This is a genomic window from Microvirga arsenatis, from assembly GCF_009910705.1.
Lineage (GTDB): Bacteria > Pseudomonadota > Alphaproteobacteria > Rhizobiales > Beijerinckiaceae > Microvirga > Microvirga arsenatis.
Genome location: NZ_JAAAXJ010000003.1, coordinates 224,176 through 248,981, shown reverse-complemented (window position 1 = coordinate 248,981; position 24,806 = coordinate 224,176). Strand labels below are relative to the sequence as shown.

14 protein-coding genes and 1 pseudogene are annotated in these 24,806 nt (G+C 60.6%); 7 read left to right on the top strand and 8 right to left on the bottom strand.

Going from position 1 to position 24,806, the window contains the following annotated elements; genetic code table 11:
• Positions 1 to 230 precede the first annotated feature (230 nt).
• The 6 genes from GR303_RS07385 to GR303_RS07360 all read right to left on the bottom strand — a co-directional run bounded on the left by GR303_RS07385 (position 231) and on the right by GR303_RS07360 (position 14,108).
• Positions 231 to 947, bottom strand: a complete 717-nt coding sequence (locus tag GR303_RS07385; RefSeq protein WP_161722575.1) for a hypothetical protein — start codon at positions 945 to 947, stop codon at positions 231 to 233.
• 326 nt (positions 948 to 1,273) lie between these two features.
• A complete protein-coding gene (locus GR303_RS07380; RefSeq protein ID WP_161722576.1) occupies positions 1,274 to 7,204 on the bottom strand; it encodes a DEAD/DEAH box helicase in 5,931 nt (1,976 codons plus the stop codon).
• Positions 7,205 to 7,221: 17 nt separating this feature from the next.
• Entirely contained in the window at positions 7,222 to 9,369 is a 2,148-nt protein-coding gene (locus GR303_RS07375) for a hypothetical protein (RefSeq protein ID WP_161722577.1), read from the bottom strand.
• 20 nt (positions 9,370 to 9,389) lie between these two features.
• On the bottom strand, positions 9,390 to 11,750 hold the full coding sequence (locus tag GR303_RS07370; protein WP_161722578.1) for a hypothetical protein: 2,361 nt from the start codon (positions 11,748 to 11,750) through the stop codon (positions 9,390 to 9,392).
• A 908-nt stretch (positions 11,751 to 12,658) separates the two neighbouring features.
• Positions 12,659 to 13,555, bottom strand: coding sequence for a hypothetical protein (locus tag GR303_RS07365; protein ID WP_161722579.1), 897 nt, complete (start codon positions 13,553 to 13,555; stop codon positions 12,659 to 12,661).
• Positions 13,556 to 13,688: 133 nt separating this feature from the next.
• Positions 13,689 to 14,108, bottom strand: coding sequence for a phosphatase PAP2 family protein (locus GR303_RS07360; protein WP_161722580.1), 420 nt, complete (start codon positions 14,106 to 14,108; stop codon positions 13,689 to 13,691).
• A 77-nt stretch (positions 14,109 to 14,185) separates the two neighbouring features.
• Here GR303_RS07360 and GR303_RS07355 point away from each other — a divergent pair.
• From GR303_RS07355 to GR303_RS24645, 7 genes and pseudogenes are all read left to right on the top strand, one after another.
• Positions 14,186 to 14,884, top strand: a pseudogene (locus tag GR303_RS07355) (IS6 family transposase).
• Positions 14,885 to 15,234: 350 nt separating this feature from the next.
• Positions 15,235 to 16,239 carry a hypothetical protein gene (locus GR303_RS07350; RefSeq protein WP_161722581.1) on the top strand — a complete coding sequence of 335 codons (1,005 nt, stop codon included), beginning with the start codon at positions 15,235 to 15,237 and terminating at the stop codon, positions 16,237 to 16,239.
• 65 nt (positions 16,240 to 16,304) lie between these two features.
• Positions 16,305 to 17,360: a catalase family protein gene (locus tag GR303_RS07345; RefSeq protein ID WP_246205447.1), complete on the top strand. Its 1,056-nt coding sequence runs from the start codon at positions 16,305 to 16,307 to the stop codon at positions 17,358 to 17,360.
• Positions 17,361 to 17,405: 45 nt separating this feature from the next.
• Positions 17,406 to 18,527 (top strand): hypothetical protein, encoded by a 1,122-nt coding sequence (locus GR303_RS24335; RefSeq protein WP_201751940.1) that lies wholly within the window; start codon positions 17,406 to 17,408, stop codon positions 18,525 to 18,527.
• Between the two features lie 131 nt (positions 18,528 to 18,658).
• Entirely contained in the window at positions 18,659 to 19,267 is a 609-nt protein-coding gene (locus tag GR303_RS07335) for a hypothetical protein (RefSeq protein WP_161722582.1), read from the top strand.
• Positions 19,268 to 19,334: 67 nt separating this feature from the next.
• Positions 19,335 to 21,266, top strand: coding sequence for a LodA/GoxA family CTQ-dependent oxidase (locus GR303_RS07330; protein ID WP_161722583.1), 1,932 nt, complete (start codon positions 19,335 to 19,337; stop codon positions 21,264 to 21,266).
• Between the two features lie 611 nt (positions 21,267 to 21,877).
• The gene (locus GR303_RS24645; protein ID WP_246205448.1) at positions 21,878 to 22,321 is read left to right on the top strand and encodes a hypothetical protein; all 444 of its coding nucleotides are present in this window, start codon (positions 21,878 to 21,880) and stop codon (positions 22,319 to 22,321) included.
• 408 nt (positions 22,322 to 22,729) lie between these two features.
• Here the strand turns inward: GR303_RS24645 and GR303_RS07320 are convergent, their stop codons facing one another.
• Both GR303_RS07320 and GR303_RS07315 read right to left on the bottom strand, forming a co-directional pair.
• Positions 22,730 to 24,223: a M48 family metalloprotease gene (locus tag GR303_RS07320; protein WP_210254025.1), complete on the bottom strand. Its 1,494-nt coding sequence runs from the start codon at positions 24,221 to 24,223 to the stop codon at positions 22,730 to 22,732.
• 6 nt (positions 24,224 to 24,229) lie between these two features.
• Positions 24,230 to 24,688 carry a hypothetical protein gene (locus GR303_RS07315; RefSeq protein WP_161722586.1) on the bottom strand — a complete coding sequence of 153 codons (459 nt, stop codon included), beginning with the start codon at positions 24,686 to 24,688 and terminating at the stop codon, positions 24,230 to 24,232.
• Between the last annotated feature and the right edge of the window lie 118 nt (positions 24,689 to 24,806).

The window sequence follows — 24,806 nt, the reverse complement described above, 5'->3', positions numbered from 1 at the left end:
GCGACGTGCTCCTTCATTATGAGTGCTGAAACACGACCAAGTAAAGTTCATCTACCCTGTCTGTGGACTATTCTTCGCGAGACCTCATTCGGCATTAAAGCAAGGCCGTGGTCCATAGCATCCTCTAGGCGGAGCAACATTCTAGAATTCAGAAGCCGTGGCGAGCCCGCTTCTCAATCCTCGGCTTGCTTTAAACATCTGGCGATTTTCGTAGATTATCTCAACAGCTGCTACGGAAATAGCCAGCCATCAATACGAGCTTCTTTATAAAGTGATTCGAACAAGGAGTTTATTGCCGCCAGAGAGAACAATCGGACGCCATTGACGACTTGAAGATCAGTATCCGCACGGGCGATCTCGAAAGGCTGCATGGCTGACAGCTCTCTATTGTTCCAGTGAGACGATTCCGTAGTGTTTATTTTTCGTATCCGCTCGACCTTATCCCGCCGCGCCTCGATATTGGGTCTCTCGCTTCGTTCGCTAAAAAAGGCGCTCACCCGCAGCGGCCGATGATTGATGATCACGATCATGTCTGCCTTGAGCTTCCAATCAGCACGAGGATCGTAGAGCACGAGTCCCGCTTTGGATTTGTCCTCAACTGCCTCAACCAAACAAGCATACAGATAGGCTTCCGCCATTCCCGACTCGTACCACGCCGAAATACGCTGGCGCATTCCAGCCAACAGAGGGTCTTCGAAGAAACGAGAGTAATAATTGCTGTTCGGGTGACGTTTGGTATAGGCGCTCTCGCAGTACCGAAAAAAGTCCTCAAAGGATGGAAGCCGATAACCCATGCTATGACCATAAAGGCAAAGAGAGGTGAAAAGAGCGCGCCATGCCGGAATTTTGTGATTCCAGACAAGACTAACTCGGCTGTCATCTGGCACAAAGCGAGGCAGCTTCTCCAACTCCTCGCGAAACCGCTCCTCATACATATCGACTGACATCAGCCTACCTCGATTTCGAAGCGCAATCCGTCCTTGCTCTTATGGCCCTCGAGTTGCCATTGCGATCCCAGCGTTCCCCTAGAGAGCGGCCAGCCGCTTGGCAATGGCGCTCCTTACGTACTTGGGGTAGGACGGACCTGCGTCCGTTCGACGAGCTCCGCACGACCAGCCAGGCCTGAGATGTCGGGCCCGCAAACTCGGACGATCAGCGCTCGCGTCACACGCGATGTGATAGCCTAAAGACGTGAAGATCTACAGCATTTGTCAAAGGAGCCGAATGGTCCCCCTATTGGGGACAGGTTGCAATTGCTGGTGGGGGGCGAACTTCAGCCACGCTTTAGATAAATCACTTCATCTACGAACTCCGAGCGCTGCGGCATCGCCATTTGACCCTGCGCTATCTCGAGGGCCCGAAGAGGACGCCGCTCAAGGTTGAAAGTATCCACGAATCTGGTTGGCGTCTCACTGCGGCTGCCCAGCAGGCGATACTCTGCCTCTGCGTCAAGGCGCCAGAGCGGATGCACAATGACCGTTCGGCGGACCAGGTCGCCATGGGCGTCCACCTCGACGAGGCACGGCAATTGATAATCCCCAACGGTCTGCAATCGAAATACGCGAGGGCGCATAGCCGACGTCGACTGAGCCAAGTCATGAGCTCTGGTGCGCCAGCCTTGAAGCTCAGGATAGGCCTCGTCAGCTTTCTCAAGGCCGCAGGCAAATCCCGGAGCGACAAGCGCACGAAGGTACGCGAGGCCTAAGCGCCAGTCCAAAAGTCCATGATAGCGGCGGTTCCCATATTGTTGGATGCAGCGGTAGCAAGAGGTCTGGCACCTATCCGCATGGCTGCCCTCAGAGTCCGTTCGAAGGAAAGCATTCAGAGGCCATGTCGTCCGATCCGTCAGAATCTCATGGATCATGTGAATGATCTCTGGGCGGCCATCGCTGCGGAGTTCGCCGAGGCGGCGCGATAGGCCAGACCCATTGATCAGCGCGTCTGCGATCTGCAACATCGGCCGGCCGTTCCGAAGCCGGGGCTCGAGAGCCTCAAATTCATCAGGAGCAACGTCAAGGCTCAATGCGGCCTTCTGCACCAAAATGTGGGTCGCGCTGATCGCCGCAGCTCGCGTGGCGATGTGCGACCACGCCCCTGTACGAGCGACAAGATCGAGAGAGAGTCTCGGGTCAAAGTCCAACATCTCGAGGTATATGGCGTCCGTCTCTTTTTGGGAGACGAGGCCGAATTCCGCCCTCGTCCCGGGCCGAACTGTCCACCTGTTCTGCTGACTTTTCTTGTTCAAGAAGTCCGTTGTGATTGCCTGTTCGTCGTCAAGGCTTGCTGGGCGATTGCGGCCTGGTACTGGAACGCCCTTGTCTTCAGCCTCTTCCACAGTGAAGCGCGTCGGAAGCCCTTGGTCGTTCTCGACGCCGTCATTGAGATGCATGACCGTGACGCCCGCTCCGCGACGCACACGAACGTTTCCATGATCGCTCGGATTGCCTGAGCGGAGGACGGTCGCGACAGTTCTCAGGGCCATATGCCCGATTTCGTCGAGATCGTTCCCCTCAGGCTCGAAATCGGTTCGAAAGGCCGATGGGGTGACGTACCGTTTAAAATGTTGGGTCGAAACCCCCGAACGGCAGTCATCACATTGTATCGGGTCAACTGGTTGCTGCGCTCCATGGCTGGCTGAGCCGCAGTTTGGACAAAGAGCGACATAGGCCTCCGACTCAAGCCATGAGGAAATTGGAAGGAGGTCGACGTTCGTCCCTCGGATGGTTGGCTCCAATAGATCGCCCGTGAAGCCGATGACGCGGTGCTTCTGCTTGTCCTTCGTGAGGATCGCGCCAGGAGCAAACTCGAAGATCGCCAGATCGAGGTCCCGGTCCATGGAAGACCAGTAGTACTCGTCGCGCCCAATCTCAGCTTTCTGCTGAAGGCCGAGATACAGCTCGCGCACTCGGGTCGGCATTCCATACATGGGCAACAGACCACGCTCGGCGAGGAACACCGCGAGACCTTTGCGAACGGAAGGCCTATAAGCGCTCTGCGCGTCTATCTCATCGACAAGGGCGTCCACCTCAGAAAGAGCGATGAGCCGTTCCGCTTGGGCCTTGTCGATGGTGGCGGCGGCTACAAACCTGTCCCGAACCGAGATGGTTTGCCTAAGGGCATTACGCAGTTGCCCCGACCAATCCGCGGCATGGTCCAGATAATAGTCGTCGGTCGTGACATATTCGCCATGCACATCGGGAGGCACGAGATCGTCTCCTGGATAGCGCAATCCCGCGGCATGACAATTTTCGCGAAGCAACTTAAAAGCGGCTCGAAGCCAGACCTTCCGCAAAAGCCTCAGTGGGATAGGATCGTGGTCCACCGCTAGGAACGGAGGAGGCGGAGGATCGCCAGTAATTGCCTCAGGACGGGCAAAATAATAGGCGTCATGGCTACGGCCTCGGCAGAACGTAATCACAAATGAAAATGCCTGACCACGTCGTCCCGCTCGGCCGACCCTCTGCTGATAGTTGAACCGCTGAGGCGGCATGTTCGCTTGATAGACGCTTTGGAGCGAGCCAATGTCGATGCCCACCTCCATCGTAGTGGTGACCGACAACATATCTATTTCGGACGCGAGCCTCTCAACTTCTCGCGGCTGGTCGACAAAAATGCCCTTGAACTTTCGCAAACGGTCAGCGAAATCGTCCGTCTGCCCAGTCAGCTCCTCACACTTCAGCCGGAAGCGAGGCACGTTCTCTTCGTGCCCGCGCACGATCCGGCGTCCAAGGAAGTTAGTACGCCAGAGGCGCTCCACGACGTCCGTCGGCTCCTCGCGCAAAGGCTCGTAGCAGCGAGTGCATCGTCCCACGCCTCTGTGTAAGTGAACCCGCTCGCATGACGAGCACCGCCAGAATGGATCGTCTGCCGTGGCGATCTTGAGAAACACTGAACCCACGCGGATGACGCCATTGCCATGCCCGACGGCGTTCAAATGGGAGAGGACGCTGTCGAGTCCCGCGTCGCGGCCCTGGGTGCCGAACAGAGCGTTCGCAAACTTCCCGACCCGGTTTGTATCGGGAATGTCGCGGGCTGACGCCCACTGCCGAACCCGAGAGGGGTCAAAGTACTTGTTTCCTTCAACGCGGGTCGTGCTGGCGAACACGCGCAGCCAGGCGTCCATCTCATCGACCTGCGGGCCTGAGCCGCGCGTCAGAGACGGGTACGCGAGCCCAGTTTCCTCAAGCGCGAAGAACGTATTCGCGAAAATCACGTCGTCAACGAGTTCGTACTGGGTTTTTAGGATTTCATTGCTCAGTTCGCTAATCTTGAGCTGCGTTAGCCCAGGGTCAAAGCGGATTGTGTCGCCTTCCTTCACGAACGCCGCCGACCAATGCCTGCCGTCGAAGCGCTTCCGACCCACCTCGTCGAACGGATGGATGCCGAGCCGAACGTATTCAGATACGAGCTCCGACACTGTGCCGCCCTCTGACGTCGAGTATTGGAAGAGCCGATCAATCCGGACCTTGCGATTGGCGACGTCAACGTGGGGATCTGTCGCGAATTTCTCAAACTCCGCCGCCTTTTTCAGCAGCTCATCAGTTCTGCCGGCCTGTGCAAGTTCGGTGAGAATTTCTCCTTGCTTCTCCTTAGGCACCCACCGGCGCTCAAGGTCGGCCATGTAATCCCGAGCGACGGAAACCAAGACCTCGCGCCTCAGGTCCCTAAGATGCAGGCGTTCAATCTCGAGCGCCTGATTGGCCGCGTCCTGACGGCTATCCGAAAAGACGATGCTCTTTGCTTCAGCTCGAATTGCGTGAAGAAGTTCAAAGAGCTCTGTCGCAACCAACTGCGACGCCTTGGTCACGCCAGTGCGGAAGGCGCGGATTGGCGATCTGGATCGATTGGAGCTGGGACGGTTGGAGTAGTCCGTCCCGCATTTGGGACAGCAAAACGGTTGGGCCATTCGTCGGCGCACCGCTTGACCCCTGGCGTTCGTAAGGGCTGCGTCCTTCTGGTAATAGAGGTATCCACCAATATGGCCGGCGGGGACATCCTCTCCTATGGTCACAACTCCAGAATCTGGATCAAGGCTCGCCTTGTCCCAATGGTCATAATCCTTTTCGGAGACTTCCGGACTCAAACGTCGCGGCCAGAAGACAGCGAATTGGTCGTGAGTCATGCTGTCGTAGTACTCGGACGCCCCCTTCTCGGGCAGCCCCTCAAGATCGGCCGCCGACGGCAGAAGTTCTGTTTCACAGGAAGTCCCAACTGGCTTGCCCCGCTGGCCCCCGAGGAGGATGTCTCCACACGCTTCGCAGTAGAGCATCTCGAACAAGCGCCGACCGCGGGGCCGCCCTTCCCCAGCCGGGCCATGGGAAGTTCCTCGCTCAACCGTCAGATCGAGGAAGCGGACGCCCTCGTCGGTCAGAACGGGAGCCCCAAAAAGCCCCTCGATGTTGCGAATAAAGGTATGGACGCGAAACGACGGAGTTCCCTCTGGCGTTTTAGCAGGCCATGCGCGGCTCTCAGGGAGCGCCCGCGCCAACATCAAGCCTCGCACCGCGTCGGCTGAGGCTTCGCCGGCGAACGCTCCGAACGCGATGTCTAGAATGGACTTCGCCCGCACGCCATCTTCGGTCCTGCAAGCTCCAACTAATACCTCAGCCGCTTTGGCGGCGATGGAGGGGACAAGGTCCTTTGGATCGTCCCCAGCGATGCCGAACGCTTGCGCGACGCTCCGAACCGCCTTGTCGAGTTCGTCGGTCCGCGTGAGGCCGGCGACGAATCCGGACCCTGAAGGGTCCGCGGCGCGCAGGAGCTCTAGGAATGGCGCAGCCGGGAGCTTGACGCCGTCCCACGAAGGGGTGGACGCTTTGCCAGGAACGACAGCGTCTCCCCAGAAGCCTTCGTCCGTCGAGCCGGGATCACCTGGCCCCGTGCTTGTCCCGAACGGGGCGAACAGATCCCGCAGGTATTTCCGGCTCTGAGCGCCCTTTTCGCCCTCCATTGGCAGTGAAGCGCTGGAGGCGAGGATTCGCAGCTTATGCATGTGTCCTGGCTGATCGAGGCCAAGGCGTTGGATGAGAGATTTCACAAGGAACGCAACTTCAGTGCCGGCCGATCCTCGGATGAGGTGAAGTTCGTCGAAGACAAGGTAGAAATAGGCGTCCTCATTCTCCATCAGCCACTGACGCGTGACCTCGAACATACCTTCCTCAACTTCCCGGGAAAGCATGGCGCCGAGCATGGAGGCGTTCGTCACGAGAATGTCAGGCGGAGCCGCATGCATGTCCCAGCGTGAAACCATCTCGCCGCCGTCGAGGGCGGGAAAGATGAACCTGGTTTGCTCCGGAGGCTCGCGACCCTCCGCGATCGCGCGACGGAGGTTCTCTTCATCCTGCCGCCGCGCGGCGTCCTGGTTCTCCGCGAAACGGCGCATGGCCGCCCTGAGTTGGCCAAGACGCCGGCGTCGGCGCTTCTTCTCGTCGGGATCGTTGCTGAGACGCGGGTGGCGCGCGTACCCGGTGACAGGCGTTGCGCTGGTGTATTGTCCAAAGAAAATCCGATTGCCGGAGAACCGGTCGTCCATGGTGCGGCGGGCTGTCGGGGAGTCGAGCGATCGACGCAGACGCACCATTTGGTCTTCGACAAGGGCGTTCATGGGATAGAGGACAAGCGCCCGGATGGCGGCGGGCCTGTTTTCACCCGCCCGTTGCGGTCGCCAGTCGGCGCTTTCCTCGTTCCACCAGGCGTCGCTCAGATACCCAGCATCGGGCGTTGCCCACTTCACCGCCTCGTTCGAAATCGCGGCGAAGATTGGAAGCGAGAATGCTTCGGTCTTGCCCGACCCGGTGCCGGACGTGACGATCGCAGGTTGGCCGGGGCGAACGCCCCGCCCGAGCATGACGCTCTGGTGCTGGTAAGGCGGATACTTTGATTTGCGGCGCAGCTTCACCCCTTCCGTATCTTCGCCGTCGAACATGCCGGAGAGAGCGAGCTCAACGAATGCCGTTCGCCCTTCCTTAGAGATTGGGCCGAGGACATCGTTTGGGTCCGTTTCGATTAGTTGCTCCAAGGTGCGGTCGGCGGGTTCGTAGCGAAGAACTGGCTCCACATAGGGGACGGTCGCAACGACATCGGGCGTTTGCAGCAACTTGCGCCGCGCCTGAGCGGTCAGCGGATCGGAGATGCGGAAGTTTGTCTCGACGTAAGAAACGAAAAAGCCCTGAATTCGGCCAAAGCCCCCCACCGGATCGAGCATTCTAATCCCCTTGTAATTTATTTCACGATTTTAAGGCCGGAAGAGGCCTCGCTGCCGGGAGGCCTCGGATTGCGCATCATAGCGGCGATGTCGGCGGCGAGATTCGATAACTGACGGTCCCCGATAAAGGCGGACGCCTCAATGCAGATCCGCGCGAGGCGCTTGGCGTCCGCCACGCCAAGGCCTGCGGCGGCGACGCCCAGGAAGCCGACAGCCCCGGAGAGGTCCTCAGGAGGCTCGCCGGGATCGAACTCATTGCAAATGCCCCGGACTCCCCCGCCCAGGAGCACAGGCGCTGTCAGCGCCGCGCCGTCGGCGATCACGGACGAGATCTCGAAAGAACAAGCGCGGACTGGCGCCGCCATCGCCTCCTCTGAATTCGGGTCCTCCAAGGCGACGCAAAGCAGGAGGCGGCGCGGAATCTCGCCACGGCGAGCGCGCGAGACTAAGTCTGGGTACCAGAAGCGAAGACCAGACTGATCCGCACGACCGATAATTCCGAGCGTCGTCATTGGGTTAGCGGAAACTGCCGCAGCGGCTGCGCTGCGCAGCGGCGTGCCCGTCATGGCGCCGGGGCGAATCCATAGGTCATCGAAGGATATTATCGTGGGATCCGCCTCGATCCGGGCCGATCGCCCTGAAGAGACGAGCGCCGCTGCAATCTCGAGGAAATCGTCGACCTGAGGCCCATGCAAGATCGGCGCCTCCCCAGCCAGCATTGCGGCGAGGAAGCGTATCATGACGGCCTTACCGGTCTCCGATAGGAGGGGGCAGCTCTCAACAGCAGCTGCGAGAGCCTGCGCGTTAACGGATGTCCCTCGCCGCGCTAAGCTAGGGACCGAAGGTGAGACCGGACATATCGGAGAGGCGTGTCCGCCCCTCGGCGTCGCCTCTAGAGCGGTTTCAGCCTTTTCAAGACGATCAATCCTCTCCAACGCCTGCTGTTCTTCGAAGACCATCTTGTCGATGCTCGTCTTCAGGGCCTGGCTGCGAGCATCGGCGTCAGCGAGCTCAGCGGCGAGCGATGTCCCGCGATCTTCCAGCTCTTTGATTTCGGATTCAAGTTCAGCCTTTCGGCGCGCGAGCGCTTCATCGATCGCTCTTATTCCACGGTGTTCCCGCTCACGTAAGGCCGCATCGATCTCCCTCTCCCGCAAAGAGATGTGCTCTGCGAGGATCGCCTCCATCTCGGCCTTGAGGTTCTCCATTGCTCGCGTCAGCTCCGCCTGACGCTGTGCGCGCTCGCGGGATATCTCCTGTTCAAGTTCGGTCTGGGCTCGAACAAGAAGGACTTCCCGCTCTCTCGCGACGAATTCGTCGATAGCGCGCTTGATCAGGCTCTTGACGTCAGGATCTGTCCGGACTGCGTCAAAATAGTCTTGAAGAACACGGCGCTCCTCTGCCAGACGGGAAGCGAGGCTTTTCGCTCTAAGGACGTTGTAGGCCGCTCCAACGTCCGATGTTCCAAGAACCGATAGGCGTGCATGCATGTCGTCGCTATAGCGCTTAAGCCAATGAGACAACGAGGCCAGCATTGAGCCTTCGGCGGCTTCCGGTAGAGCCTGAACGATCCGTCTCACGTAGTTTGCATCCGAGGACCAATCAATCCTCCCAATGTTGGTGGCGTTCGCGCTTATGTTATAGAGCTTGGTGTCGCCTCCCTCAGTCGGGATGGTGAGGATTGCTTCCTCGTTGAACTCAAACAGGGGGACCTGCGCTAGATCCTTGCCTTGAGCGCGGACCAAGCCGTCCACGCCTCGCGCAAGCGTCATATTAGCGACGGTCTTGGCGTCGAGACGGATAGTCCAAGTTCCCTCCGAACGGGCTAGGCCCAGCTCGACGAGCAGAGGTCTGATCGCCTCAAGGGAGCCGATATGAGACAAGTCGCAGTATCGGGTTAGACCTTGAGGATGGATGGCTTTCGCCGCGGTCCCGCCCCTGCGATCGTTTGGGCCGACTTGGAACAGGAACCAGTCGCCAGGCTTCGTCGCTGCGGCTGCGATGCCTCTGAGTTCGACTTCGCCGGTCTTTGGAAAGACTTTACGCGGGTTTGCCAGTAAACTGTAGGACCCTTCGGCGCTCCTCTCGGCAAGAACTTCGATATAGGCCGTGGTGTCGCGGCTCCGCACCCCACGTCCAACAAACCATCGACCTTCAGCCGCCATGCCTCTGCCCTTTTATCTATTTATCTGATATTTATTCTCATTTTGCCGCCAATCCATAGGGGACGAATTCGCGCACCCGAGCGACGAGATAAAGCCAAGATTTCTGCGGCGGTCGCTGCCGAAGCTTCCCGAACTCCGCCGATGCATCCTGCCATAATAGCTTGCAGCCACTGCGCATCTACATCGCAGAAGGGGTAAACATAAGTATCGTCGACCGGACCAGCGTTTCGTAGATTACTGACTCGTAGGCGCATCGCCGCCACATCTGGCAGTCCGCCTTCCCGCGCCACACGCACGAGCCAATCGTCTTCGATTCTGACAAAGGCCTCTCGAGCGAGGCCATGAGCCAGTACGATTGATGCCGTCCGAGAGAGATGGAAGCTCTCGTGTCCAGGACTTTCAACGACATAGACGTCGTGATCTCGTCCGCCCGGATGCTGCCACCGTGTCAGCGCCACTCTCCCTTCGGCGACATGGCAGCCCACCGTGAAGCGACGCATTTCCCAATCCCATCGTGAGGCCACCAGGTAGCGATCGTTCCGCTTTGGCGTCGTTTCGACAGCGAAAGGAATAGGTGGGGCTAGATCCTTCGTGTGAGCGATGGGCCATCCAAGCTTTTCCGCTAGGTATTGAGGGTCGGCGCCCGCACAGCCAATCGTCGGCGGACTCCAAACAGACACAGCCGCTCTACGGAACGGCGCGCCCCCGCCTCCCTCGGCTGAGCGCCTAAAGGCGTCCGTTAGTCGATCGCACAGAGCGCCTTCAGCTAGAACAATGTCTGTTTCCCTTCCTTTTACGATCAGAAGAGAAGGAGGAGTCAGCGTCCAAACGCGCCCTTTCCAATGTTGTCGCAGGCGAGGACAAAGATATCCCGCGTCGTGAAGAGACCGCAGCGTAGTCCAAGGATCGACGGCTCCGCCAACGCCGAGACGAATGACCTCAATGAGATCCATCTCGTCCCAACCCGTGCGTCCGCCTGCGTAAACAGCCTCAAGGAGATCGCCAATCGCACAGCCGCCTTCGTCCCATTCAAAGCCACCGCTCACATGGCTTGTAAGCCCCTGTTCCTCAAGAGCCGTCCAATCGCGAAGAGGAAGAAGATCGTCTTTGGAGCCGCCATAGGCAGTATGGGGCACTGCGTCCCGGACGAACGAAATCCGACGCGACCATGGCGGCGGGCGACCACCCGCTACCTTCGGAGAGACGACGTATGCGCCGTCCACTGGCGAACTTGCCTGCAGTCGCAAGGACCCATCATCCGAGATCGTCAGCGGGCCGCTGAGATTTCCCGGCGCGGGGACAATACATAGTTCCGATGTGTCGGCGACAATGCGTGGCAAGAAGGCCGGGCGTCCAAGCCACAGGTCGGCGCTCTGGATGCCATCGCAGACCGACACGGGCACGAGCCAGTCCTCTTGGCGACGAGCCCCGCCTAAGCGGGCGACGGCGCTCTCAATCACACTAACTGGAGACGGCTCTTTGAGAAGAGCCCATGACCCGCTTGACGGGAGATGGCCGATGAGCGCTTCGACCCGGGGCGCAATCTCGGACCTGCAGCCGAGGAGGATCCGTCCAACGCACTCATCGACGTTCAAAGCTGATTGCCAGCGGCCATGGCCGACCCGCCGAAACAGCAGCCAGCCACGCGCAAGGGCTGGTGACAGAGACGTTTCGCCTGCAGCCTCGACCGCGTCCATCGCGGCCCCAAGAGTAGGCGCGATGGTTCTCGGCTTGTCCCGGACACTCCCAACGGTCACCACAAAGATGCGTCCGCCGTCCTCGTCGAAGCTCATCTCGACGGCGGCAGGTTTTGGTCCAGCCAAACGCTCGCCACCGTTCAGGCCGGTGACGAAGCGCCAAAACCTATGTCCGGCGAGCGCTCGAGAATCGGTGAGATACGCGCTTCTAAACTCCTCATAGGCTTGCTTCAGCCCCCAAGAGGCTTGCGGCCCTAGCGCAGTCGCCTCAAAATTGGCGATAAAATCGCCAGGACGCTGCGTAGACCTAGGATGGTCGGTGAGAAAGCGCTCTACGAGCCGGACATCGCGACGCGCAGGAAAGGACAGCCGGCGAGTGTATCCGATATGGGTCCAGGTTCCGTGCGGGGGGAGAACGATGCACCGGAAGGGTTCTCCCGCATCCACTCGCCGGTCGAGCCACCCTACCAAGTGCTCCCACATGGCGGCGACCCCCTCGAGATGAGAGAAGCTCCGGCCGAAGCCAAGCCAGGTGTCGAGCTTCTCTCGGTATTGGCCGATTCCGGCGTAGACGTCGTCAAGAAGGCTATCGATGTAGAGCGTTAATGCGAGAAAGGTGAAGCAACCCGGAAGGCCTTCGCGGTCGAGACGGAGGAACTCACCGCGTTCGAGCGCGGGGACCACGACGCTCTCATACTGGAAGGCCGATCGGAAGCCTGCTTCGACTTCAGTATGCGAGTCGCCACCGCGGCCGCAGGCTTCCGCCAGAGTCGCTAGCGTGACCTCTAGAGAGCGTATGGGCGTGGCGTCGCCGTTAGAGCCGATCATGAGAAAGTGGCGGCAAAGCACTTTCTCCCACTCTCGCACGATCCGTGGAACCTCAGACCTCAAGATGGCCCTCGCAGCAGACTTCGCGGCAAATATGCAGCGACAGTCAAAGTTTCATGTAAGTAGTGCAACATTCTTTCGATTTGTGCAGTTCCTCATTCTCTGCATTGATGTCGGCCTGAGCAACTCAGGCACCTGCGATCAGGCCTCCTGTTCCCTCAGGGTAGCTTATGTGCTGGTAAGTGAAAGTAGGTCTTCTGGATAATGGCCAACGCGTGGCAGGGCTTTCAGGAGATTGATTTGCGGCAATGGGCGGTGGATTTGAGCGGACTCTTTGACAAGTGAGATGACAAGAGCGAGTGGTTCAGCGTTTCTGCCCATCCGGCCGGCAAACACGTGGCGAGCTGTTGCCGCAACGAGATTGGGCTTTGCTGATCACAGCATTGCGCCGGATACCCAACTGGCAACGGATGATCAGATCTCATGGCGCGAATGCTCCAGCCCCCTAACAGCTGCCCGGGAGACGTTTCCATAAAGGAGCCTTTAAGCTGCCGGGGCGTGCCCACCTCTCGCCCGGAAGTGGAGTAAAAAAGTGGATTGTCAGCGTGAAGGGAGCAGTCTTCATGCCGCCGCCCTGCTCATTTGATCCTGCTTATGACCCGGACCTTCTGCATGCGCCTTAATCATGGGGCATGCGGCTTCAGCGCCACAGCTGGGCGTGTACCAAGCGGATGCTAGCCGCCGCTCCCACCTTTGGCTGCCATTTAATACCCAAACAGCCATAGACCGTAGACATTGGTGTAGTTCTGAGGGCGAAAGAGGGCGGACATTCGCTTACATACGAACTCAAACTCTTTCCTTCCGTTCGCTGCGCGTACTTGCGGCACCACAAGAAAGAGATAATTGGCCTTATCGCAGATATGACACTTCCAAATATCAAACATGTCCATGTTGTTGTGGGTAGTTTTTCCGCGCTCGACTTCTACAATGATGCCGTTTCTGCCTGAAGAACTTGGGCGGCAATAATCAGGTCTGACATTTGGACTATTTGTTGTCCCAAAAAGACCTACGTGTTCTTCCTGAAATCCATTTGCCTTAAGGAATGATAGGAGGCAATTTTGTATTTCTTTGCTGTCGGCACCGCGCACGTCCTTCTGACGGATTTGATGGTATATTTCGTCTTTGTCCATCTCAACTAGGAGCTGCTGGGCGAGAGCTCTCGCCTCCATAAGGCTCGTCTCAGATTCCTTATCCTCTCGCACAAGTTCACGAAATTGAATTCTTGAGCTGCTCGCGCCTGCTCGGCGTTGTATATTGACGGAGGAACTACATTGCTGCGCGGGCATTCTTTCTTCTTCGGCAGAAGCGTCCGATCCTCCTTTAGTTTCAAAAGTGCTTGGCAAATCAGACTCGTCGATGGCAAAGTGGGCCTCAATCAAGCCCACGTAGCGCTTACGCGAGGCATAGCCTGTTTCCAGATTCCAGCGGAGATTGGCCGTCGCGCTGAATTGGCGAGCATTCCATATACGCCTTACGTGCCTACGGTCTTCGAAGACCTGAAGAACATGGACGCGCCTTTTCTCGACGACCATTAATTTGAAGGCTTCTTCGTTCCTAGGGTATCCTTCAATCCGAACACCATTCTTCGAATAGCTTAGCATGGAAAGGATCCCGGCTGCTTTGAAAGAACAGCTTAAACAATAATAATTCAGAGCAAACTGCTCATTAGAGGCAGATCATAATTTCAATGCACATAGAGCTAAAAGCGACACCGCTTCAATCCAGCGTGCCGACTCATTCAGACTGTCCGTTCCATCGATGCGGTGTCTCACGGGCACAATAAACCGTGATCACGCCCATGGCCGCATGGAACGAGGGAAATGCCGCGAGACCAGGTAGGTCGTTCAAACGAAATGTATGGTCCGGGTTGGCGCGCACGGCATGTAAAGCGTCGATCCAAAACGTTCCTTCGCGAGGCGAGACATTGACCAGAGTGTTGGGCTCAAGCGCATAGAACACCATAGTCCCGTCGGCCGGAAAGAAGAGGCCAATGACCGATACGACGATTGCGCTCACGAAAAACAGAACCAAGAACTCCTTCGTTCTCTCCTGGCGGCTGAACAGTGTGAGGAGGATGAAAACCACACACGAGTATAGAGTAAGACTCCAATAGGTTCGGTCCATCACGTCGAGAAGATGTGGGTGCCGATCCAACCATCGAACGTATTCGGGGACTGTTGCGTTAACCTTGGCTGTATAACGAGGAGCGATCCCATAAGGGAGCCGCTCCTGTGTCGATCTTCAAGCGCCGTCGCTTCCCGGTCGAGATCATCCTTCTATGCGTGCGCTGGTCCTGCAAGTACGGGATCAGCTAACGCGATCTGGCCGAGATGATGCAGGAGCGTGGTGTCGGGGTCGATCCGTCCACTCTCTTCCGCAGGATCCAGCGCTACGCCCCCGGGATCGAGAAGCGGGTGCGTCCGTACCAGAGAAGTCGGTCCGGCTCATGGCGTGTCGACGAGACATACGTGCGGGTCGGTGGGAAATGGAAGTACCTGTTCCGGGCTGTCGACAAACACGGTCTGCTGATTGACTTCATGCTGGCAGACCGACGAAACACTCGAGCAGCCTATCGCTTTCTGCGCAAAGCCCTCAAGACGAGGAACAATTGTCCACGTTCCTCCATCACGACAGACAAACTGGCGTCGTACCCCAAGACAATCCGGCGTCTGCAGAAGGAAGGTCTGCTGTCAAAGGATGTCGAGCACTGCACCTCAAAATACCTCAACAACATCATCGAGGCGGACCACGGCGCGCTCAAGCGCGTGATCCGGTCGACGCGCGGCTTCCAGAGGATGGCAGCGGCTTCCGCTACCATCAAAGGCTTCGAGGTCATGCGCATGATCCGCCGCGGTCATTGCATCCTGCTCAGACCGGGAGTCACAGGCGAAATCCGCCTCGTCAACCAGCTCTTTGGTCGTTCTGCCTAAGCGCCCCTTTCGATAGGGTTCACTGTGTCCCGTCCAAGTTACTGCAACGGAGCCCTCCAGAATGGGATATCTTCCGGTGTACTCATTCTGCGGGGGCAGCAGCTGGCGGTGGGGCTATGGTGGGAGCTGGTCCCGCAAGAGATCAGAACCTGTGAGGTTCAAGACGGCGCGACGCCGCCCCATCCCTGGATAAGGCAGCGTGGGATCAGAGGATCACTGCACTCCTCAGAGCGTCGGCACGCCGGCTACGGGGGAAAGACATAGCCGGTCGACCAATAGGCGTATGCCCTAATAGTTCGTGACTCCATCGACAGCTATGGCAGTCTGCAAGAGCGACGCAGGAGGAGATCATGGCGCTCAGGCAGCTTCCAGCAGTGGTCGTCACCATGCTCGCGTCGCGTCGACACCGCCTGCGCCACTTCCTCTGGCACGCTATCCGGGGCGCGTGGAATGACCCCGACTTGACCCCCGAAGTCAAGCAGTTCATCCGCGACAAGGGTTGGGCGCCGCCGAACGACCGGGTGCCGTTCGACGCAGCGGACAAGCTCATCCTCGACAATTACTCCGGGGAGGACTTCCTCTACATGCACCGGCAGATGATCAGGGAGGTCAACAATCTGCTGGCTCAGTTGGGCGAGCCGCCGCTTGACCGATGGCAGGAGATCCCTAAGCCTGGGGAGGAGCCGGACTTCGAGGTCCCGCCAGCTTGGGCCTATGCCGATCCCGCTGGGACCGAAGAGCAGAACGCCGCGGCGACAGAACGCCTGCAGAGGGTGAAGTCGGACGCCTACTCCCACAATCCGCTGGCGGTGTGGGAGGCCTTTTACACTCATCCAGCGAACCTCACGCGCCTGTCGCTCGGCGCCTATGGCAATCTCCTGGAGACGACGATCCATAACAACCTCCACATGCGCTGGGCGCAGGAGCCCGTGGGATACATGCCGTCGCCGAACCTTGAGGACACGTCCTCGATCGACACCCGTTGGGACCAACCCGATTATGACTATCTGGGCGATACCTACTCAAGCCACGTGAATGCCGTGTTCTGGTACCTGCACGGGTGGGTTGACGCTTGCATCGACCGCTGGGCCGCCGCCAACAACGTGGTTGAGATTTCTTGGGTCGGAACCTGGACAGGCAAGCTGGAAGACGGATGGTCGCATGGCCAGCCGCAGGCACTGACCCTCGCCATCCAGCGCGAGGCCTTCATAGCTCATGGCATGACGATGCCGGGCCACGCCCATGGCCATGACCATCGCGACCACGACATCGCCGATATGGAGGAAATCGTGCGCCGACTCGGCTCGTGCCGTGTCATCCGCAATTTCTACGATCTCCTCCAGGAGATGCCCTGATCACATGCGGCTCAGCGAACGATGAGCCGAACGCTGCCGCGAGCCGGAACGTTGGGAGGAGAAACATGGCAAAATCGCTCGTCGACCTGCGCGCGGCTGCGAAGAACCTCCTCGATGATGGCGTGCCGGCCGCGGCGCATCAAGCGGCCAAGACCGCATGCGAGGTTTCGTTTCGCGAGGAAACGCGCCGCATCTTCGTCGACGTCGTCCAAGCTCGGTTCATCGCGGCGGGGCAGAGGCCCTCGCCGCGGCCGGTGTTTCGCAAGGTCCACGGAGTGGCAAAGGGCACCCTGCGCATCGATCTTGCCCTTCACGAACGGTACAGGTACGGGCTTTTCGCGCAACGTGAATTCACCGCGTGGGTTCGTTTTTCGAGCGATACCTCGCCTGATGCGCCCGACAGCTCCAATGCGACCATCGGTATTGGGATCAAGCTCTTTGGCGTGCATGGCGAAACTCTGGATTCGGACGACCCTGATTCTGGCACCGCCGATTTGCTGATGCAGAATCACGATCGTTTCTTCGTGGACACAGGACGCGATTTCTGTGCGTTCTCCGACGCCGCGGTGTTCGGTGATTTCGACGCGTACCTGGCTGCCAATCCCGAGACGAAGGCCGTTCTCGACGAGATGGCGAAGCCAGAGACGAGCGTGTTGGCGGCGACCTACTGGAGCGTGCTGCCCTACGCGTGCGGCCCGGAGGCAATCGTGAAATATCGCCTCCGCCCGGTCAAAGCTCCGAATGGCTCGCTTGCAGCCGAGGGAGATCCGCACTTCCTCAGGACCGACGTGGAGAGGCACCTGCTCGGTGGTGAAGCGAGCTTCGAGTTGGCCCTCCAACCGTTCTCGACGGATGACGAGACGCCGGTTGATGCCGCTACGCGGCGCTGGCCGACGCCGTTTCAGGCAATTGGAGCGCTGACCCTCGCACAGCAGGACCTAAAAGCCACGGGACAGGCCGCCTACGGAGACAATCTCTCGTTCAATCCGTGGCGAACGCCTGACGCCAATCGCCCGTTAGGGTCGATCGCAGACGCGCGCCAAGTTTCTTACCGGTCCGCGGCTTACATGCGTCGCACGACGAACGGCGTTCCTGCGGTGGAACCGGGGAGACCACGCTAGGCTAAGGGACGGCTGTCCGAGCACAATGCCGGAGGAACCAACGCGATGAATTTCGTCGATATACCAAAGCGGCGCCGGCGCTGGCGGACCGCTCCAGGCGCTGGGGGTGAGGCGCCCGGAGCTCTCATCCTGGGCTTTGAGGTGACGCAGGCCATCCAGAACATGGCGCACGAGGTGAAACTCCTTGCCGGGAAAACTACGGTCGTTCGGGTCTACGTCGCGCCGCGGGGCCTTTCGTCCAACCTGCGCGTGCGCGGGGAGATCGTCGTGTCGGCCCACCCAGGCGCGCCGGGCGCCTATGTGGCGTCTGCCAACGAGACTGTGCTGCGTGCAACGCAGCACCCCGGGCTTGCCGAGCAACGCCGCGACGCCGCGCTCACGTTGAATTTCCTGTTGCCGGCGCCACCCGCCAGTCCGATGACGGTTAGGCTCAAGCGCATCCCCGTGGTTGCAGGCGGCGACGACTTCCCTATCCTAGAAGAGGGGAACGAACTGCAGGTGACCTTCACCTCCGCACCGATGCTGCGGGTGCGGGCCTTGGGGATCCGGTATACGGACCCGAGACAGGATCCGCCGCGGCAGTTTGCGCCGGATGCGACGCACTTCGACCATCTTCGGTCGTACTTGACTCGTGCGTATCCGGCGGCGGGGATCGACTGGAGCCAGGCGGTGATCAACGCTCCAGCGACCTTCGTTCCTCCCTTTTCCGGACCGCAACTGCCCAACGGCTTCGATCCACTGTGGTGGGCGCTGCTGGGCATCCTGCACCAGCAGATGCTCACGATCCGGCAGGCTGATATGGATGCCGGATGGGACCCGCGAACGCACTACTATGGCCTGGTCTCCGACCATTCAGGCTTTTTCCGCGGTGCGGCCAATGATGTCCCGACCGCGCCTGCACCCAACACGATCGCCGTCGGCCCCTGCGGCAAAGCCGGTCCCGGCTATTGGGACGACGACGGCTCCTACGGAGACTGGTATGGGGCGCACGAGCTGGCCCACACGTTCGGCCGCTTCCATCCTGGGTTCTGCAACCAGAGCAGCGACGACCCGCATTTCCCATATGCCAACGGAACGATCTCCGACGCAGGCCAGGATTGCATCGGGTTTGACGTCGGAGATCCGGCCCTCAATCTGCGGATGCGCGCCTACCCGCATGAGCACTAGGCCGACTTCATGACCTACTGCGACCGCCAGTGGGTGTCGAAATACACCTATGATGGCCTCTACGACAGGCTCGTTGCGGAAGACACGCAATTCGCCCCGAGGATCGTTTGAGCAGAGCGAGGGATGCCGCGATGGCGCGAAAAATGGATTATGGCGACTGGGCCCAGATCATCGGCACCTTCGACCTCAGTGCTCGACGGGGCACCATCCTCTCGATGCTGCCGACTAAAGTCGCGTTCGCGTCGTTGGAGGGTGGCGAGGAGAGGGTCCGCGTCAAGGGGGTCGACGAGGCCGGCGCGGTTCTGTTCGACCTCGCCGTCAACCCAATGACAGTGTCGTGTGGGATAGCCGGGAGCGACCGCATGTTTGAGGAGTTCGTTCCCGTAACGCCGTCCCTGCGTTACGTCAGGCTTTTCATCGACGGCATCGAGGTCTCGCAGTATGCGCCTGGCAGCGCCGAGCCGAAAGGTCAGGTCGAGCTTGCTGCGCCGGCGCCTGGCCGCGAACACCACATTCCTCTCTCGGGAAACGCTCCTGCCGAGCCGAATGTGTCATACCTGCTCCAAGTCCGTCCGGACGGGGACACGCGCTGGCATACGATGGCGGCCGGACTCGACCGTCCAAACGTGGCCGACGTTGACATCAACCAATTTCCCGGCGCATCGGCCCTTGAGATCCGTGTGCTGCGCAGCAACGGCCTCGAAACGACCGAAGTCTTTCAGGAGCGGCGGGAATTTTGAGGCTTGGACATTGTCAGGTGGCGGATCGTCAGGCCTGACATCCCGCGCTCCGCATCGGAGGAGTAATATGGCGAAAGTAATTGTGAGGGCGTCCATCCATCCGGCAATCGGCGTCGCGCGGGTGGGGAGTAGCGAAGTTGCATACCTGCTGGCGCCGCAGGTCCCCTACCCACCGCCCCGCCCGGTTGACAGCTCGCATGACGCACGCGGCCTGCTCAAGCGGGAGGCCGTGGAGTTCCGCATCTACGGGTACGACAAGGACGACAACGTCGTCGCCGAGCTGACCGCCGACAACGCTGACATCACTTGGCACGTCCACGTCGCGAACTCCAAGGCCACCTGGTTCAAGTTCCGGCATGCGATGGATCTGGAGACGCTCAAGGATACGATCATCGAGCGGCGCAACCCGGGCATTGTCGATCCCGAGGAGCGTCGCGGCCTGGTGATCGATCCGGGCCGCCGTTCGATTTCAGGGCGCAACCAAGGCGGGGCGGCAGAGTACCGGTTCGACACCGGCACCTTCAAGGGCATGCCCGTAGACCTTGGCGAAATCCGCACGGGCGAGGCAGGACGCCTCCTTTTCCTCAGCGGCCATGGCATCTCGCGCTCCCCGAGCGGGGCCCCGCCCTTCGTCGGCTCCGAGAACGATCCCTTCGGCAATGCTACGGACTGGCATGACGACGTCGCGGACGGTCCGGTGGATGCAACGGTACGTGTCAACGGCACGGAAATCCCAACGGAGGGAGCCTGGGTCGTGTCCGCGCCTCCGAACTACGCTCCCGACCTGAAGTCATGGCGGACGTTCCATGACCTGCTGACCGATCTGTACGTCGACGCGAAGTGGCTCCCGCCGAAGGACAGCATCTCGTTCACCGAAGACGTCTATACGATCCTCGCCCGCCTGAGCAGCCTCCAATGGGTCAACCGGGCTTTCGCGGCGGTATTCGGCCATAGCGGACCGTTCGATTTCTGCGACGGAGCCCACATCGAACGGATCAGCAAGATTCACGGCGGTGCCACCGCCGACGTGTTCAAGCCGCTGCGGATGGCCATCTTCAAGATCTTCAGGGAGCAGACGCCCGACCCGTCAGACCCGGCCGCGTGGCCCTGGCTGTACGGCGACTCTTTCGGCACGGGAGATCCCAGCGACCGGTACCAGAACCTCGCGCTGGGCGGAGAAAGATTGCGCTATCTCAAGGCCTGGAGCGAGGGAGATTTCGTCGCGGACTGGGGGAAGGTCCCCTCTCCGCCCAAGGTGATCGACGATTATCCACTGCGCGACCAGCCGGCTACTCTCGATCGTGCGGCGCTGGACTTCTGCGCGGCGGATGCTTTCCATCCGGGGATCGAGCTCACGTGGCCTATGCGGCACCTGTCGATTTATGCGAAACCGTTCCGCATCGCGCGCGCCACGGGACCCGAGCCCGATTACGGGACCCACTTGGACGCGGGAACGGCGACGGGTCCAAAGGGGCCGCTGCACGGACAGTTCCCAGGCTCGCTGACGCGATGGATGCTGCTGCCCTGGCAGATCGACACAGGCGGATGCTTGGCAGGGTATGACGACAAACTGGTGTACGATGCGCCGAGTTTCTGGCCTTCACGGGTTCCCAACTTCGTCCTGTCCCACGCAAACTACAAGCGGGCGGTCGACCCGTCGCTGCCGCGCGAGGAGCGGATCAATGCATTCCTCGAGAGGCGGAGCTGGTTTTTTCCGCTTAACAGCCTCGCGCAAGACTGGGGAGAGCACCTGATCCACCAGTTCGGGACGATGGGCGTGGTGGAGGCTTACCCGGGTGTCGCCGGCGACCCTGATTTCCCGCCGGTGATCTACGTAGAGACGCATCCCGGAACGAAGAACAAGGCGCCAGCCGCCGTATCCGGCGCCGTTGTCCCGCCGCCATCCCCTCCATCGCCTGCGGATTTACGGGCCCAGGCCGCCGGGTTCGCCGATGAAGCCGACAGAGCCGCGGTGCGCCGGATGCGGTTTGGCAGATGACCTCTGCCGAGCGCCACCACGGTCGCGCAGCCGTGATCGGCAGCGGCCCCGCAGCCTTAGCAGTTTCAATCGCCCTGGCGCGGCGTGGCTGGACCATCACGCTTCACGCCCGCCCACACCGGCCGGATCGACAGTCACGGGTCGACGTTTTGGGAGGATCCGCCCTCACCACACTGGCGAGGCTCGGGATCTCCCGCGACGACATGCTCGCTGTCGCACAGCCGTGTCCTGGTGTGTGGTCACATTGGGGCACCGATGGAGTCTCTAGCGCGGACTATATCAACACGCCCTACGGGTGCGCCTGGGCCGTCGACCGCGTTGCCTTCGAGAGTCTGCTCAGCAAGCGAGCCGTCGACGCAGGAGTCGCCATTGCAGAGAGTGAACGCATGCATCGTGATGATCGAGGGTGGTGTATCCTCGCGTCCGGCTGCCTTGCGACACCTTTCGGACCACGAAGTGCGCGGGAGTATGACGACAAGCTCGTAGCTCTTGTCGGTACCGGCACGATGTCCACATCCGGAGCTCCAGTCGACGCTCGTCTGATGATTGAGGCCGGTCACGACGGATGGACCTATGGAATTGCGGGTCCTAACGGCCTCGCATGTATCGGGGTGATCACCGACGCGCTGTCGCTGTCCGGACAGAGGCCGCCTCTGTTCGCGTCCGGGCTCCTTGCGCGAACGGAACGTATCGCACGATTGCTGGAACGGCTGCACGACGCACCTGTGGTCCGGGCTATGCCCTTACCTTGCCGATGGCTGCCGTTGCGGGCTGGCCCGAAATCAGTCCGGATCGGCGATGCTCACGCCAGTTTCGACCCGCTCGCCGGCCGGGGCCTCTGGGAGGCAATCCGCAGAGCGGAGGAGATCGCGCTGGCACTTGATACGGACCCGGCCCTGTTGGAGAGCATTGAGCGAAGCTCCAAGAAGGCGTATCAGCGCTATCTGGCCGAGCGAGCGGACTTCTACCGCGATGGCTGCATCCGATTCGGAACGGACTTTTGGGTCCGCCGGTGCTTGTCCGAATCAATACAAAGCGAAGAGCAACCCATTTAGTCTTATTGGAGGACAAAGGCGTGCCGCTTTGGACCTCTAAAATCTGCCATCAAACGATGCTCGCCACCTTCATCGGACTTAATCAAAGCCTGCGGATCGTCGCCAACAGCTGGTTCACAGGGGCGGTGACCGACCGTACCGCCACTCCGCGGCCCCGACCATTGGAGATGGTGCATATGATCACGGTGAAGGGCAAAGGGCGAACTGTGGCACAGGATCGGTACGGCCGTGGCCGTCAGCATGCGCGCCGCCGCAGCCCATCGATCGCCGGTCCCCGCGATTCTGTCCGTGATCGTGTGCCGCCGGGACGGCGTACTGGACGCCTGCGCCGATCGCTCTTCAAGGCCCCAGCGGCCGCCGGGCACCCCTCCCGAGGCCGGAACGGTCCCGAGCCCGCCGCGCGACGCATCAGCGGATATAGAACCGCAGGCCGGCGGAGAGGGCGAAGGCGACCGGCAGAGCTGCGAGCGCAGCCGTGCCGCCGCGGGTCAGCGACCAGCGGCCTTTGTCGCCGATGATGAGCAGGATTGCGGCAACAACACCCAAGAGATAGGCGGCATAAACCGATGCTCGGTCGGGGTCCGCCTCGACGACGGCGTCCAGGCGCCAGCCGAGGCTGCTGAGCTCCCACAGGACCGTCTGGCTGCTCACAAGGGCGAGGCCGACGCCAACACCGACCAAGAGAGGGACCTGCGTGACCAACCGGGCCGGGACCTGCCTTGCGCCTGCCGCGTCGGCGAGGACCTTCACCCGCCTGAACACGAGCAGCCCGGAGACGAAAGTCAGGAGCGCTGCCGCGACCATGAGGGTCGTGACCGTCAGGGGAAAGTGTTCGAGCACGAGGAATAGCTGTTGCTGCCTCTCCGCCAAGGTCGACACGTTGGGGGAGGCATTCACGAAGAGCACCTGCAGCAGCATCTCGATTACAGTGGCGGCAAAGTATCCCTGCAGGACGAACAGGATTCGGTCAGCCTGGAAGGCGACGGTGTGCTCCGAAAGCGCACGGCGGCGGAAATGTTTTTCGGGATGATCGCTGACCAGTCGTCGGACCCATCGGGTCAGTGCCCCACCCCCGGCGCCTTGCAGCCTGTCGATCGCGCTGGCTCCCGGCCCGACCAGAGCGGTCGCCACCGCGTCGGCGTGGAACTCGCGCAGGCGCATCGCGGACCGGCGCTCGAAGAACAGAAGGAGCGCCAGCGTGCCCATCGACATGGCGTTTGCCGCCAGCGGGAGCGCCGCCACCCTGAGGCTGCCTGCCACCGCATCCGGGCCAAAGCGCCACGCCGTCGCGGCGGTGCTGCCCACCTCCCAAAGGACACTGCCGAACGTGACCAGCATGAACACCGACGCCGCAAGATAGGCGCAGGCAATCCAACGGTCGGCGCGCGGATCGCCGGCCGCGAGATGGGCGAGCTCGTGCGCCAGCGTGAAGCGGAACGCCTCGGGGTGCGTGTTGACCTCGCGCAACCGGGCGGTCGCGATCCGCACGATGCGCCGGCGCCCGACCGCCACCGCCTCGATCCCGCGGCTCCTCAATCCTCCAAAGGGCTGCGCCTCGGCTTCGATCCCCACGCGCCGCGCCAGATCCTGCAGCACGTGGGAGACGGTCGGTCCGACGCCCGGACTGGATTCGGGAACACGTACCTTCCGGCGGGTGAGTTCGGCGGCCATTATCAGTAAGATGCAGAAGGTGCCGGCGAACAGCAGGCCGGCATGGGCCATGTGGCTGAGCGGCGGGCCGAGCGGAAGCAGAAGATCCGTCAACGTGAACGGGAATGACGTGCCGACCAGCAGACTCGGAACGACCGACACGATGAGGAGCAACAGCCATGTCCGCAGCCGCGACTCACGCCGCATCACAGCAGCGATGGCGGCGGCGCGCACGGTGTTGGATGCGGCCATAGCATGCTACCGAGTCAGACCCAATTGTCTCGCAGCGGCAGCCAGAAGTTTGGCTTGGTCGTCCTTGGAGAGGCCGGCCGCGCGCGCGTCCCGCTCCACGATGGCCAGGATCTCCACCTTACCAGCGCCGGTCAGGACAGCTCCGAGACTTTCCTTCGCGGGGGCGCGGAGCCAGCGCTTGAGCTGCTCGGCGGCGGCATCGGTCAGGACCTTCTTGGCGACTTCGCCGGCGAGATCGGCGCTCCATTCCAGGACTTTGTCGAAGATCGATTGTCCCACCAGCACCGCAGCCATCCCGAGCAGGCCGGCAAACTCCGGCGGCGGACCGAACCCAGTCCCGGCCAAGCGGTCGTCAGTGGGGTTCGCGGCTGCCGCATCGTAGACGTCGAAGAATTCTCCCTCGTCGGGGGCCACATCACGCAAGAGGGCGCGGGACAACTCCTGCCGGGCGGTTTGGTCAGACATGCGCCGTTCTCCTCCTCCGAGCCGATGATGAGCATGCCGTCATCGGATTCGTAGCCGAATCTCCGGGTCGCCCTCGTACAGGATCCCATCGTGACTTATGGCCGTCATTCTAGCACTG